16 protein-coding genes and 1 pseudogene are annotated in these 11,796 nt (G+C 51.8%); 12 read left to right on the top strand and 5 right to left on the bottom strand.

Features of this window, described 5'->3' with window-relative positions; translation table 11 throughout:
* The first annotated feature begins 18 nt into the window (after window positions 1-18).
* From fliJ to rcsA, 10 genes and pseudogenes are all read left to right on the top strand, one after another.
* Window positions 19-462, top strand: a complete 444-nt coding sequence (gene fliJ, locus OGY72_RS24065) for a flagellar export protein FliJ (RefSeq protein ID WP_003834052.1) — start codon at window positions 19-21, stop codon at window positions 460-462.
* A complete protein-coding gene (fliK, locus tag OGY72_RS24060) occupies window positions 459-1,673 on the top strand; it encodes a flagellar hook length control protein FliK (protein WP_218667340.1) in 1,215 nt (404 codons plus the stop codon). The genes fliJ and fliK overlap by 4 nt, the downstream gene beginning before the upstream one ends.
* Before the next feature lie 104 nt (window positions 1,674-1,777).
* Entirely contained in the window at window positions 1,778-2,245 is a 468-nt protein-coding gene (gene fliL / locus OGY72_RS24055) for a flagellar basal body-associated protein FliL (RefSeq protein WP_003834054.1), read from the top strand.
* A 4-nt stretch (window positions 2,246-2,249) separates the two neighbouring features.
* Window positions 2,250-3,254: a flagellar motor switch protein FliM gene (gene fliM, locus OGY72_RS24050; RefSeq protein WP_003030434.1), complete on the top strand. Its 1,005-nt coding sequence runs from the start codon at window positions 2,250-2,252 to the stop codon at window positions 3,252-3,254.
* Window positions 3,251-3,664, top strand: a complete 414-nt coding sequence (fliN, locus tag OGY72_RS24045; protein ID WP_003030433.1) for a flagellar motor switch protein FliN — start codon at window positions 3,251-3,253, stop codon at window positions 3,662-3,664. Before fliM ends, fliN begins: the two co-directional genes overlap by 4 nt.
* Window positions 3,664-4,041, top strand: coding sequence for a flagellar biosynthetic protein FliO (gene fliO, locus OGY72_RS24040; RefSeq protein ID WP_286550215.1), 378 nt, complete (start codon window positions 3,664-3,666; stop codon window positions 4,039-4,041). The genes fliN and fliO overlap by 1 nt, the downstream gene beginning before the upstream one ends.
* Window positions 4,041-4,778, top strand: coding sequence for a flagellar type III secretion system pore protein FliP (fliP, locus tag OGY72_RS24035; RefSeq protein WP_003834056.1), 738 nt, complete (start codon window positions 4,041-4,043; stop codon window positions 4,776-4,778). Before fliO ends, fliP begins: the two co-directional genes overlap by 1 nt.
* Window positions 4,779-4,787: 9 nt before the next feature.
* On the top strand, window positions 4,788-5,057 hold the full coding sequence (gene fliQ / locus OGY72_RS24030) for a flagellar biosynthesis protein FliQ (protein WP_003030425.1): 270 nt from the start codon (window positions 4,788-4,790) through the stop codon (window positions 5,055-5,057).
* A gap of 8 nt (window positions 5,058-5,065) precedes the next feature.
* Window positions 5,066-5,906: pseudogene (gene fliR, locus OGY72_RS24025) on the top strand (flagellar biosynthetic protein FliR).
* A 233-nt stretch (window positions 5,907-6,139) separates the two neighbouring features.
* Complete coding sequence (rcsA, locus tag OGY72_RS24020) at window positions 6,140-6,763, top strand: transcriptional regulator RcsA (RefSeq protein WP_003030421.1); 624 nt, start codon at window positions 6,140-6,142, stop codon at window positions 6,761-6,763.
* Window positions 6,764-6,817: 54 nt separating this feature from the next.
* Here rcsA and dsrB read toward each other — a convergent pair whose 3' ends face one another.
* Entirely contained in the window at window positions 6,818-7,006 is a 189-nt protein-coding gene (dsrB, locus tag OGY72_RS24015) for a protein DsrB (RefSeq protein WP_003030419.1), read from the bottom strand.
* Window positions 7,007-7,169: 163 nt separating this feature from the next.
* On the opposite strand from dsrB, the gene yodD reads away from it, so the two are divergent.
* A complete protein-coding gene (gene yodD / locus OGY72_RS24010; protein WP_003030417.1) occupies window positions 7,170-7,397 on the top strand; it encodes a YodD family peroxide/acid resistance protein in 228 nt (75 codons plus the stop codon).
* A 206-nt stretch (window positions 7,398-7,603) separates the two neighbouring features.
* On the opposite strand, the gene OGY72_RS24005 is transcribed toward yodD, so the two are convergent.
* Complete coding sequence (locus OGY72_RS24005; protein WP_003834060.1) at window positions 7,604-7,789, bottom strand: YodC family protein; 186 nt, start codon at window positions 7,787-7,789, stop codon at window positions 7,604-7,606.
* A 77-nt stretch (window positions 7,790-7,866) separates the two neighbouring features.
* The gene (locus tag OGY72_RS24000; RefSeq protein WP_286550015.1) at window positions 7,867-8,778 is read right to left on the bottom strand and encodes a DUF808 domain-containing protein; all 912 of its coding nucleotides are present in this window, start codon (window positions 8,776-8,778) and stop codon (window positions 7,867-7,869) included.
* A gap of 178 nt (window positions 8,779-8,956) precedes the next feature.
* On the opposite strand from OGY72_RS24000, the gene yedA reads away from it, so the two are divergent.
* Window positions 8,957-9,877: a drug/metabolite exporter YedA gene (yedA, locus tag OGY72_RS23995; protein ID WP_003834062.1), complete on the top strand. Its 921-nt coding sequence runs from the start codon at window positions 8,957-8,959 to the stop codon at window positions 9,875-9,877.
* Here the strand turns inward: yedA and OGY72_RS23990 are convergent.
* Entirely contained in the window at window positions 9,869-10,336 is a 468-nt protein-coding gene (locus OGY72_RS23990; protein WP_003834064.1) for a very short patch repair endonuclease, read from the bottom strand. The genes yedA and OGY72_RS23990 overlap by 9 nt on opposite strands.
* Window positions 10,317-11,747 carry a DNA cytosine methyltransferase gene (locus OGY72_RS23985; protein ID WP_032934488.1) on the bottom strand — a complete coding sequence of 477 codons (1,431 nt, stop codon included), beginning with the start codon at window positions 11,745-11,747 and terminating at the stop codon, window positions 10,317-10,319. Before OGY72_RS23985 ends, OGY72_RS23990 begins: the two co-directional genes overlap by 20 nt.
* Window positions 11,748-11,796 lie beyond the last annotated feature (49 nt).

Here is an 11,796-nt window from a genome sequence, read left to right as displayed (position 1 = left end):
AGCAGGAGAGCATAGGTCATGGCACAACATGGTGCGTTAGCAACACTGAAAGACCTGGCTGAAAAAGAGGTAGATGACGCCGCTGTCTTATTAGGAGAGATGCGTCGTGGCTGTCAGCAGGCGGAAGAACAGTTAAAAATGCTGATCGATTATCAGCATGAGTATCGCAACAATCTGAATACCGATATGGGCCAGGGTATTACCAGCAATCGCTGGATTAACTACCAGCAATTTATACAGACGCTGGAAAAAGCGATTGAGCAACACCGCCAACAGCTCAATCAGTGGACGCAAAAAGTGGACATGGCTTTGAACAGTTGGCGCGACAAAAAACAACGATTACAGGCGTGGCAGACGTTGCAGGACAGACAAACCTCGGCGGCGTTACTGGCCGAAAACCGTCTGGATCAGAAAAAAATGGATGAATTTGCTCAGCGCGCAGCTATGAGGAAACCCGAATGATTACTTTACCCCAACTGATTACCACCGACACCGACGTAGCCGCAGGTCTTCAGTCAGGCAAAGCGGTAGATTCACCCGAGGATTTTTTAGCGCTGCTGGCTGGCGCATTAGGCGCGGGCGACGCGCAAGGTAAAGACGCACCTCTGTCGCTTGCCGACTTACAGGCGGCCAGCAGTAAGCTGCAAAAAGGGTTACTGCAAAAAAATGGCGATGCCGCGCAGTCGGTCAAATTAACCGATCTGTTGGCGCAACAGGAGCTACAAACCGAGGCTTCTCTTGCCGACATGACGGACGCTCAGCAACTGTTGTCTGCTCTCACACCTTCACTAAAAGCTAATGCCTTGACGACACTGGGCAAAGTTGCTCAGCAGGACGAAAAAAACACCACGCTGAGTGATGACGATCTCGCCAATCTGAGCGCGTTGTTCGCCATGCTGCCAGGACAACCGCTGGCTACGCCTGCCGTCGACAGCGCACCAGCCCCAGTTGATGCCACGCTTTCGGCGTTGTCACGTGGCGCTGCACACGGTGCTATCGCCGATAACGCTGGCGAATTGCTGGCGGGTGATGCCAAAAAAGGCAAAGCGGATGTCACGGTTGCTGGCGGTGGTGCAAATCAAGTAAACAATCCAACATTAACCCCGCTGACGGCGGCGGCGAACGCCAGAGCTGAAATCGACAGCACCCCGTCACCAACCAGCATTGGCATGACTGCGGCCCCGCTAAGTGGTCCGCAAACACACGCACAACCGTTACCGACGGCCGCGCCGGTGTTAAGCGCTCCGTTAGGTAGCCATGAATGGCAGCAATCGCTGAGCCAGCACGTCACATTGTTCACGCGCCAGGGCCAGCAAAGCGCAGAGCTGCGTCTGCATCCGCAGGACCTGGGTCAGGTACATATTTCCCTCAAGATGGACGACAACCTCGCACAGTTGCAAATGGTTTCACCGCACAGTCACGTGCGCGCCGCACTGGAAGCCGCATTACCGATGCTGCGTACGCAGTTGGCTGAAAGCGGGATCCAACTGGGGCAAAGCAACATCAGCAGTGAAAGCTTCGCCGGACAACAGCAGTCTTCCGGGCAGCAACAGCAGGCGGGTCGCGCTCAGGGACAAGACATTTTTGCTGCTGAAGATGACGCAATACTGGCAACCCCAGCCTCACTGCAAGCCGCTGCCCGCGGCGATGGCGCAGTAGACATCTTCGCCTAACGCCAGAGGTAGCATGATTATCCGCGTCTTTTCCACGCTTTGTCGTGGACAGGACACGGGATAATCAGCCCATAAGCTGTACCGAAACAGGAAGCCCGTATCTGATGACTGACTCCGCGATTAACAAAAAAAGTAAACGCGCTATTTGGATCCCTCTGCTGGTATTAATTACCCTCGCCGCCTGCGCAACTGCGGGTTATAGCTACTGGCGCATGCAGCAGCAGCCGTCCGCCAGCGTCAAAGCGGAACCGCCTCCACCGCCAGCCCCGGTGTTCTTTGCGCTGGATACCTTTACCGTCAATCTGGGTGATGCAGACCGTGTGCTGTATATCGGTATCACGTTGCGCATGAAAGATGAGGCGACACGTTCACGTCTTAATGAATATCTGCCGGAAGTGCGCAGCCGCTTGCTGCTGCTGTTCTCTCGTCAGAATGCAGCCACACTCGCCACCGAGGAAGGTAAGCAACAGCTGATTACCGCCATCAAAGAGACGCTGGCGACTCCGCTCGTTGTTGGACAGCCGAAACAGGTTGTCACCGACGTTCTTTATACAGCTTTTATTCTGCGGTAAAGACATGGGCGACAGTATTCTTTCTCAGGCTGAAATCGACGCATTGCTCAACGGCGATAGCGAAACCAAAGACGAACCCATTTCAGGTATCGCAAAAGAAAGCGATATTCGTCCTTATGATCCCAACACTCAGCGTCGCGTGGTACGTGAGCGTTTACAGGCGTTGGAGATCATTAACGAACGCTTTGCGCGCCAGTTCCGTATGGGGTTATTTAACCTGTTGCGCCGTAGCCCAGATATTACCGTGGGTGCGATCCGTATCCAGCCATACCATGAATTTGCGCGCAACTTACCGGTTCCGACCAACCTGAACTTAATCCACCTGAAGCCGCTGCGCGGTACGGGTCTGGTGGTGTTCTCACCGAGTCTGGTATTTATCGCCGTAGACAACCTGTTTGGCGGTGACGGTCGTTTCCCGACGAAAGTCGAAGGTCGCGAATTTACACACACGGAACAGCGCGTTATCAACCGCATGCTGAAGCTGGCGCTGGAAAGCTATAGCGACGCGTGGAAGGCCATCAACCCGCTGGAAGTGGAATACGTTCGTTCCGAGATGCAGGTGAAATTTACCAATATCACCACCTCTCCGAACGACATCGTGGTGAATACCCCGTTCCACGTTGAAATTGGCAACCTGACCGGTGAATTTAACATCTGTCTGCCATTCAGCATGATTGAACCACTGCGTGAGCTGCTGGTGAATCCGCCGCTGGAAAACTCACGTAATGAAGATCAGAACTGGCGCAATAATCTGGTGCGTCAGGTTCAGCATTCTGAGCTGGAGCTGGTGGCAAACTTTGCCGACATTCCGCTGCGGCTATCCCAGATTTTAAAACTGAAACCCGGCGATGTACTGCCGATTGAAAAACCCGACCGCATTATTGCTCATGTGGACGGCGTGCCTGTGCTGACCAGCCAGTATGGCACCGTAAACGGTCAGTATGCGTTACGCGTAGAACATCTGATAAACCCGATTTTGAATTCGCTGAATGAGGAACAGCCCAAATGAGTGATATGAATAATCCGTCCGATGAGAACACTGGCGCATTGGACGATCTGTGGGCTGACGCGTTAAACGAGCAAAAAACCACGCCCACCAAAAGTGCGGCCGATGCGGTATTCCAGCAGTTAGGTGGCGGCGACGTCAGCGGTGCTTTGCAGGACATCGACCTGATCATGGACATTCCGGTCAAGCTGACCGTCGAACTGGGCCGTACCCGCATGACCATCAAAGAGCTGCTGCGTCTGACGCAGGGTTCGGTTGTCGCACTGGATGGTCTGGCAGGCGAACCGCTGGATATTCTGATCAACGGTTATCTGATTGCGCAGGGCGAAGTCGTCGTAGTTGCGGATAAATACGGTGTGCGTATCACTGACATTATCACCCCGTCTGAACGTATGCGCCGTCTGAGCCGTTAATCATGAATACCCAGGCTACTGTTTCTCAACCCGCCGCCGTTCCCGGCTCACCGCTGGTGCAGGTAAGCGGCGCGCTGCTCGGGATCATCGTCTTGATCCTGGCGGCGGCCTGGGTCATTAAACGTCTAGGGTTTGCCCCCAAAAGTGCCGGTACGCGCGGGTTGAAAGTTACGGCCAGCACCTCACTGGGTCCACGTGAGCGCGTGGTGATTGTCGAGGTCGAAGATGCCCGTCTGGTACTTGGCGTCACAACCTCGCAGATTAACGTCCTGCACACCCTGCCCCCGGCACCTGCCGATGCAGAAGAAAAAACGGCCTCCCCTGCGGATTTCCAGGCCATGATGAAGAGTTTGCTGAAGCGTCCTGGGAGATCCTGATGCGCCGTTTGTTATCGCTTACGCTGGCAGGCTTGTGGCTTTTCAGCCCCGTTGCCCTCGCCCAACTCCCGGGTCTGGTCAGTCAGCCGTTGCCGGGCGGCGGACAAAACTGGACGTTGCCCGTGCAGACGCTGGTGTTCATCACCTCGCTGACGTTCCTGCCTGCAATTTTACTGATGATGACCAGCTTCACCCGCATCATCATCGTTTTCGGTCTACTGCGAAATGCGCTGGGTACCCCCTCTGCACCGCCTAACCAGGTGCTCCTGGGCCTGGCGCTCTTTTTGACCTTTTTCATCATGTCGCCGGTGATCGATAAAATCTACGTTGACGCATACCAACCGTTCAGCGAAGAGAAGATCTCCATGCAGGAAGCAATGGAGAAAGGCGCCCAGCCGCTGCGTGAGTTTATGTTGCGCCAGACCCGTGAAGCCGATCTGGCACTCTTCGCGCGCTTAGCAAACAGCGGTCCGTTACAGGGACCAGAAGCCGTGCCGATGCGAATTTTGCTGCCTGCTTATGTCACCAGTGAGTTGAAAACAGCATTCCAGATAGGCTTTACCATTTTTATCCCGTTTCTGATTATCGACCTGGTGATTGCCAGCGTGCTGATGGCGCTCGGGATGATGATGGTACCGCCCGCCACAATCGCGTTGCCGTTCAAGCTGATGCTGTTTGTGTTGGTAGACGGTTGGCAGCTGCTTGTCGGCTCGCTGGCACAAAGCTTTTACAGTTAGAGGCGCGAAATGACTCCTGAATCGGTCATGATGATGGGCACAGAGGCGATGAAAGTCGCCCTGGCCCTTGCTGCGCCTTTGCTGTTGGTCGCTCTGGTCACAGGTCTTATCATCAGTATTCTGCAGGCGGCGACCCAGATTAACGAAATGACGCTGTCCTTCATCCCCAAAATTGTCGCGGTGTTTATTGCCATCATTGTTGCTGGCCCGTGGATGCTTAACCTGCTGCTCGACTACGTGCGTACGCTGTTCAGCAATATCCCCTATATCATCGGGTAGACAACGTTATGTTGCAGGTGTCCAGCGTTGAGTGGCTCCACTGGCTGAATTTATACTTCTGGCCTTTGCTGCGCATACTGGCGCTCATCTCAACGGCCCCCATCCTCAGTGAACGAGCCATCCCTAAACGGGTAAAGCTGGGGCTGGGATTGATGATTACCGTCGTTATTGCCCCGTCGATTCCCGCCGTTGACGTCCCCATCTTTTCTGTTGGCGCGCTTTGGCAGGCAATGCAACAAATCCTGATCGGTATCGCTTTAGGCTTCACCATGCAGTTTGCGTTTGCCGCAGTACGTACCGCCGGGGAATTAATTGGCCTGCAAATGGGCCTTTCCTTCGCGACGTTCTTCGATCCCGGTAGCCGTCTGAATATGCCGGTACTGGCTCGACTGATCGACATGCTCGCCATGCTGCTGTTCCTGACCTTTAACGGCCATTTATGGCTGATATCGCTGCTGGTAGATACTTTTCATACTCTGCCCATCGGCGGCAATCCGGTGAACAGCAATGCGTTTCTCGCGCTGGCACGGGCGGGCAGCCTGATTTTCCTCAATGGGCTAATGCTGGCCCTGCCGGTAATGACGCTGCTGCTCACGCTGAACCTCGCACTTGGTTTGTTAAATCGCATGGCGCCACAGCTGTCGGTTTTCGTCATCGGCTTTCCTCTCACTCTGACCGTAGGTATTTCACTAATGGCGGCACTAATGCCATTAATTGCGCCATTCTGCGAACGATTATTCAGTGAAATTTTTAATTTACTGGCCGATATCGTCAGCGAAATGCCTGGAAAATAATAACCCTTATTTTTTATCCTGTTTTACTAAGGATTGTCCTAAATTTAAAAAGTGACAACATCCACCAGGATATCTCTGTCGCGGCTTATTTGTTTTTGCCTCACTCACATAACGCAACATTCACTTTACTTTAAGATGTTTCCTGGCAAATTATACGCAACTTTACGGGATAGTAAATTCGCCTGAAAAACAGCGAAAGCGTCATCTTGGGTCGTTATTATTCCGTTTAGTTGTGATGAAATAATCAGGTAAGGGGAATTATCGTTACGCATTGAGTGAGGGTATGCCATGTCAACGATTATTATGGATTTATGCAGTTACACCCGACTAGGGTTAACCGGATATCTGGTAAGTCGGGGAGTGAAAAAAAGGGAAATCAACAACATTTCCAACGTTGATGAACTCAGTCTCGCCTGTGTCTCTCAACAACCCGCTGTGGTGTTTATTAATGAGGACTGCTTTATCCACGATCCTGCTAATAGCCAGCAAATAAAGCAAATCATTAATCAGCATCCCAGCACATTATTTATTGTGTTTATGGCAATTGCCAACGTGCATTTTGATGAATATCTACTCGTCAGAAAAAATTTATTGATTAGTTCTAAATCGATTAAACCTGACTCACTGGATAAACTACTTGGCGATATTCTGAAAAAGGAAGTAGATATTGCTATTGATGTGAATCTGCCGACATTATCATTAAGTCGAACCGAATCCAGCATGCTGCGTATGTGGATGGAGGGTCAGGGAACAATACAGATATCAGATCAAATGAATATCAAAGCCAAGACGGTGTCATCCCATAAGGGGAATATAAAACGAAAGATTAAAACGCATAATAAGCAAGTTATCTATCACGTTGTGAGGCTTACGGATAACGTCACCAATGGTATCTTTGTGAATATGCGCTAAGACGTTCTGACTGGTGGCGACTCCACCAGTCAGAATCAAACAGCAGAACTCATGTCACTCCACTTTTTCCACAAAGATACCATCCTGATGACCTGATTCATTAAAGAACCAGATACCGAGCGGGTAGTCTTCCAGCGAAACCAGGTACATGGTGCCTTCACTAAACTCTTCGATTGCCAGTACCACGCCCGGTCGACGAGGACCGCCGTCCGTTTTGACTGTGACCCGATCATTCACCTTCATAGTTTTCCTCCTGTGGCTTTGTGCCAGTGTAGAACAAATTCCTTTTTCTGGCAGCGCTGTGCACGCGCGATTGCGGGTTTTATCGACGGTCTATACTTAAGTTGTACGTATCTGATGTTTGGGTACGCTCCCCCGGTATCCTTAACGGTTGAGAGGTATGAGGATGAAAACCGCGAAAGAGTACAGCGATACGGCCAAACGTGAAGTCAGCGTCGATGTCGACGCGCTGCTAAAGGCAATCAACGAAATCTGCGAGAGTGAAATTCATCGTAGCCAGGATGACCCGGAGCGCGTCAGCGTTGACGGGCGTGATTACCATACATGGCATGAACTGGCCGATGCGTTCGAGCTTGATATCCATGACTTTAGCGTGTCGGAGATCAATCGCTGACTGAGGGCGAAAAAAATCCCGGCCCTTATCGGGTCGGGATCAAGCTTGCTTATGCAAGAAGCACTTGTAAATTCGTTACACCAGAAAATCTGATGTGAACCAAACCTTATCTGCAATTTTTTTGCCTGACAAGTAAATAATTCTCACCGGAATGATAAATATAACTAATGGGTGAGAGATCACCAGGTTACGGTCGAGCCAAATGTTCAGGCATCCTGGGAGAGCTGTCTTCGCTCGCCAGGCACCACCAGTTCATCTTCACGGAATGCTTCCCGTTTAACGCCAAAGCCGTCGTACCAGCGACACTCCACCATTCCGCTGGCATACCCGGTAACGATCATACGTGGGCCACCCTCTTTGGAGGTGACTTCCTCACTGACAGAAAAGACCATACCCGCCTCCTGTATCAAGAGAAACCTTTACACCTTAGATGACAAAGAGGCGTTTTGCGTAATCAGTCCTGTAACAATTAGTGCGAAACTCCGCGCACTCTGGCGACAGCTTTTACCAGCAGAACGACAATCCCACCGATGATAAAGCCGAGCACCAGGTTAAGCAGGGTCGGAAGCATTAGCGAAATCAATGTACTTTGCTGCTGAGCAAAATGTTCAATCGCATGATGCAGCGGCGATATTCCGTGTACCACAATGCCGCCTCCCACTAAAAACATCGCCAGCGTGCCGACCACAGAAAGTGTTTTCATAAGCCAGGGGGCAACCACCAGCAACCCTTTGCCCAGCGACTGGGCAAGCAGGCTACGCTTTTCTGCCAACCAGTACCCGATGTCGTCAAGCTTAACGATAATCCCAACCAGGCCATACACGCCCACGGTCACCACTAACGCGATACCAGATAGTACCAACACCTGATTCAGCAAGGGCGCGTCCGCGACAATACCCAGCGTAATTGCGACAATCTCGGCAGACAAAATGAAGTCGGTACGTATTGCCCCTTTGATTTTATCTTTCTCAAAGGTGAGTGGATTCTGTGCGGCCAGAGCAGTCAGACGCTGCTGACGCTCCTCCGGGCTTTCTTTGTGCTTACGCGCCTCCAGGGTATGCAGAACCTTTTCCACCCCTTCAAAACAGAGAAACGCCCCGCCTACCATTAATAAGGGGGTGATCGCCCAGGGGATAAATGCGCTTATCAATAGCGCCAACGGCACCAGAATAACTTTGTTAACAAACGATCCTTTCGCCACGCTCCAGACTACCGGGAGTTCGCGGTTAGCCCGCACGCCCGACACCTGCTGCGCATTAAGCGACAGATCATCCCCCAGCACGCCCGCGGTTTTTTTCGCGGCCAGTTTTCCCATCACTGAAATATCATCCAGCAGCGTGGCGATATCATCGAGTAAGGTCAGTAAGCTACTTCCTGCCAAAATTTTCACCCTCAATATTATTTTTTTGCAGTCATAAGTATGAAGTAAAACACGCCATGCTGAAACTGACCTTTCTGGTCAACAAGTTTTTAACATCAACACGTAATTATAAATCTCGCCAGTAAGATAGTTTTGACGTTTACTATGTTGCACCTTTTTATTTCCACCGTGAGGGATTATGCGTTTCAGGCAATTGTTACCGCTTTTCAGTGCGCTATTCGCGCTGTACATCATTTGGGGTTCCACGTACTTCGTTATTCGCATTGGCGTTGAAAGCTGGCCGCCGTTAATGATGGCAGCCGTACGTTTTCTCTCCGCGGGAATTTTATTAACAAGTTTCTTACTTATTCGTGGGCATAAGCTGCCCCCCTTACGCCTAATCCTGAACGCCGCGCTAATTGGTATCCTGCTGCTGGCTGTAGGTAATGGGCTGGTCACCGTCGCAGAACATCAAAATGTCCCTTCTGGTATTGCCGCCGTGGTGGTCGCCACCGTCCCGCTATTTACGCTGTGTTTTAGCCACTTTTTTGGCATCAAAACGCGCAAGCTGGAATGGTTGGGGATAGCGATTGGGCTAGCAGGGATCATCATGCTAAACAGCGGAGGCAATTTAAGTGGCAATCCGTGGGGCGCTATTTTAATCCTGATCGGTTCGATAAGCTGGGCGTTTGGCTCGGTGTACGGTTCACGCATTACCCTACCCGTTGGCATGATGGCCGGAGCCATTGAAATGTTAGCCGCCGGTATAGTGCTGATGTGTGCATCGCTACTCTCCGGGGAAAAACTGACCACCATGCCAACATTTTCAGGCTTTATGGCGGTGGCTTACCTGGCCCTGTTTGGTTCCATTATTGCCATTAATGCGTATATGTTCCTGATCCGCAATGTCAGCCCGGCGCTAGCCACCAGCTATGCCTACGTCAATCCGGTTGTTGCCGTGCTGTTAGGTACCGGTCTGGGGGGAGAAAGACTGGCTCCTATCGAATGGCTGGCACTCGGCGTGATCGTGTTTGCTGTGGTGCTGGTGACGTTGGGGAAATACCTGTTCCCTGTTAAAGCGGATGCCGTTGCTACCCCGTCGGAAAAAACGTTACAGTAAATGAATACCGAGAGTGTCGATCTGCGCGGTGTCACCACCGCCGCAGATCCACTCGATGACACGTTCAGATAACGCTTCATCGTCCAGCTTTTCGCGACCACGCAGGGCACACTCCCAGACAATCAGTACGCGCCAGCCCAGAACCTGCAACTTTTCACAATCCCGCGCATCGCGCTGGACATTTTTGCCTATTTTTTCCAGCCAGAATTCCGTTCGTGTCGCGGGGACTTTAAACAAATAGCAATCGTGGTGGTGCCAGAAACAGCCGTGAGTAAAAATCACACAATGATAATCATCCACCACAAAATCGGGGCGACCGGGTAACGTCCCATCCTGCACGCGAAAAGTTACCCCCTGCTCTGTCAGCACGCTGGCAAGGCGTTTTTCAATTGCGGTATCGCGGGTAGCTATCGCCCGCATATTTTTACTGCGTGTTGCTTTATCGTGAACGTCCGCCACGCTGATTCTCTTTCTCGCGAATAGCAACTGCCTGCCTGATTTTCGGCTCCAGCAGCCTGGCCACCGCCGCAAATGCCGGAACGACCACCGAATTACCAAACTGGCGATAAGCCTGGGTATCCGACACGGGGATCCTGAACTGATAGCCCTGCGGAGATTCAAACCCCATCAGACGCGCGCACTCTCTGGGCGTAAGTCTGCGTGGGCGGTGGCGCTGATTCTGCGGATCGTCAAAATCTTTTTCACCCAGCGCCATATCCCAGCCACGGTCAATCAGGATCTCCGCCCCATCCTTATAATAACGCGCAGATAATGTGCGCGTTACGCTATCAGGGTTACCGGGATACACCATGCCATAGCCAAATCCATTGCCCCGCGCCTGATGCTTTTTCGCATAGCGATAGAGGTATTTCCACAGCACCGGCGTCAGCACATATTTCGCATCGACGGTCGGCTCAAGCAGTTCCGCCAGCGTGGTACGCCGCGGCGGATAACGCGTGACGATATCCCGCAGCGTGAAGTCTGATTTCAGATTTAGATCGCGTCGGAAGCCGACAAGCACGATACGTTCGCGATGCTGAGGCAAAAAATGTTGCCCATCGATAATTTTCGGATCGTCCGGACCGTTATCCGCCGCATCCGCCACGTCATAACCCAGCTCGTCCAGCGTTTGCATAATGATGCGAAACGTTTTGCCCTGATCGTGACTCTTCAGGTTTTTGACGTTTTCGAGCACAAATATGGCTGGCCGACGCGCATCGATAATGCGCACCACGTCAAAAAATAGCGTGCCTTGCGTATCACAGGCGAAACCATGGGCCCGCCCTAACGCGTTTTTCTTTGATACACCAGCCAGAGAAAATGGCTGGCAAGGGAATCCGGCCAACAGCACGTCGTGTTCAGGAACATGCTGGCGAATATGTTCTGCCGCCTGCTGGTCACTCACCCCGTCATGATGGCTGAGTGTGATATCACGAATATCTTCATTAAAGCGGTGTTGGAGCGGATCGCAGTAGTTGTTCGCTTTATAGGTGCGCACCGCATGCTTGTTCCACTCACTGGTAAACACGCACTGCCCGCCAATCGCTTCAAAGCCGCGACGAATGCCGCCAATGCCGGCAAATAGATCGATAAAGCGAAAGGCATAGTGCGGATGATGCGCAGGTGGTTTCGGCAACAAAGTATTCAGATGAATGAGCTCGCGGTCGCTGAGGCGATGCCATGTTTCATTAGCAACCACTCGCTTAAAGATGGCCGGGCTCCAGCGGTTCTCGCCAACGCCATTCAGATGAGCAACCAGCGTTTTCACGTCATATATTTCAAGCAACTTGGCCAACATCACCTGCACGTCGGTCTCGTTTTCATCTGTCATCGGGTTCATGGAGCCTGCTACTGAAAAATTATCCTGCATACATTTAACCGGCAGAAATGGATAACCGACAGATTAACATAAATTAGCG

Origin of the sequence: Citrobacter sp. Cpo221 (assembly GCF_030332345.1) — a bacterium.
In the GTDB taxonomy this organism is placed as follows: Bacteria; Pseudomonadota; Gammaproteobacteria; order Enterobacterales; family Enterobacteriaceae; genus Citrobacter; species Citrobacter portucalensis.
This window is presented reverse-complemented; position numbering and strand designations above follow the sequence as displayed.

Coding starts and splice junctions, on each gene's coding strand:
- rcsA (WP_003030421.1), top strand. CDS start 6,140: ATGTCAACGATTATTATGGATTTATGCAGTTACACCCGACTAGGGTTA.
- fliM (WP_003030434.1), top strand. CDS start 2,250: ATGGGCGACAGTATTCTTTCTCAGGCTGAAATCGACGCATTGCTCAAC.
- fliL (WP_003834054.1), top strand. CDS start 1,778: ATGACTGACTCCGCGATTAACAAAAAAAGTAAACGCGCTATTTGGATC.
- fliJ (WP_003834052.1), top strand. CDS start 19: ATGGCACAACATGGTGCGTTAGCAACACTGAAAGACCTGGCTGAAAAA.
- fliQ (WP_003030425.1), top strand. CDS start 4,788: ATGACTCCTGAATCGGTCATGATGATGGGCACAGAGGCGATGAAAGTC.
- OGY72_RS23985 (WP_032934488.1), bottom strand. CDS start 11,747: ATGCAGGATAATTTTTCAGTAGCAGGCTCCATGAACCCGATGACAGAT.
- yedA (WP_003834062.1), top strand. CDS start 8,957: ATGCGTTTCAGGCAATTGTTACCGCTTTTCAGTGCGCTATTCGCGCTG.
- OGY72_RS24005 (WP_003834060.1), bottom strand. CDS start 7,789: ATGGTCTTTTCTGTCAGTGAGGAAGTCACCTCCAAAGAGGGTGGCCCA.
- dsrB (WP_003030419.1), bottom strand. CDS start 7,006: ATGAAGGTGAATGATCGGGTCACAGTCAAAACGGACGGCGGTCCTCGT.
- fliK (WP_218667340.1), top strand. CDS start 459: ATGATTACTTTACCCCAACTGATTACCACCGACACCGACGTAGCCGCA.
- yodD (WP_003030417.1), top strand. CDS start 7,170: ATGAAAACCGCGAAAGAGTACAGCGATACGGCCAAACGTGAAGTCAGC.
- fliP (WP_003834056.1), top strand. CDS start 4,041: ATGCGCCGTTTGTTATCGCTTACGCTGGCAGGCTTGTGGCTTTTCAGC.
- fliN (WP_003030433.1), top strand. CDS start 3,251: ATGAGTGATATGAATAATCCGTCCGATGAGAACACTGGCGCATTGGAC.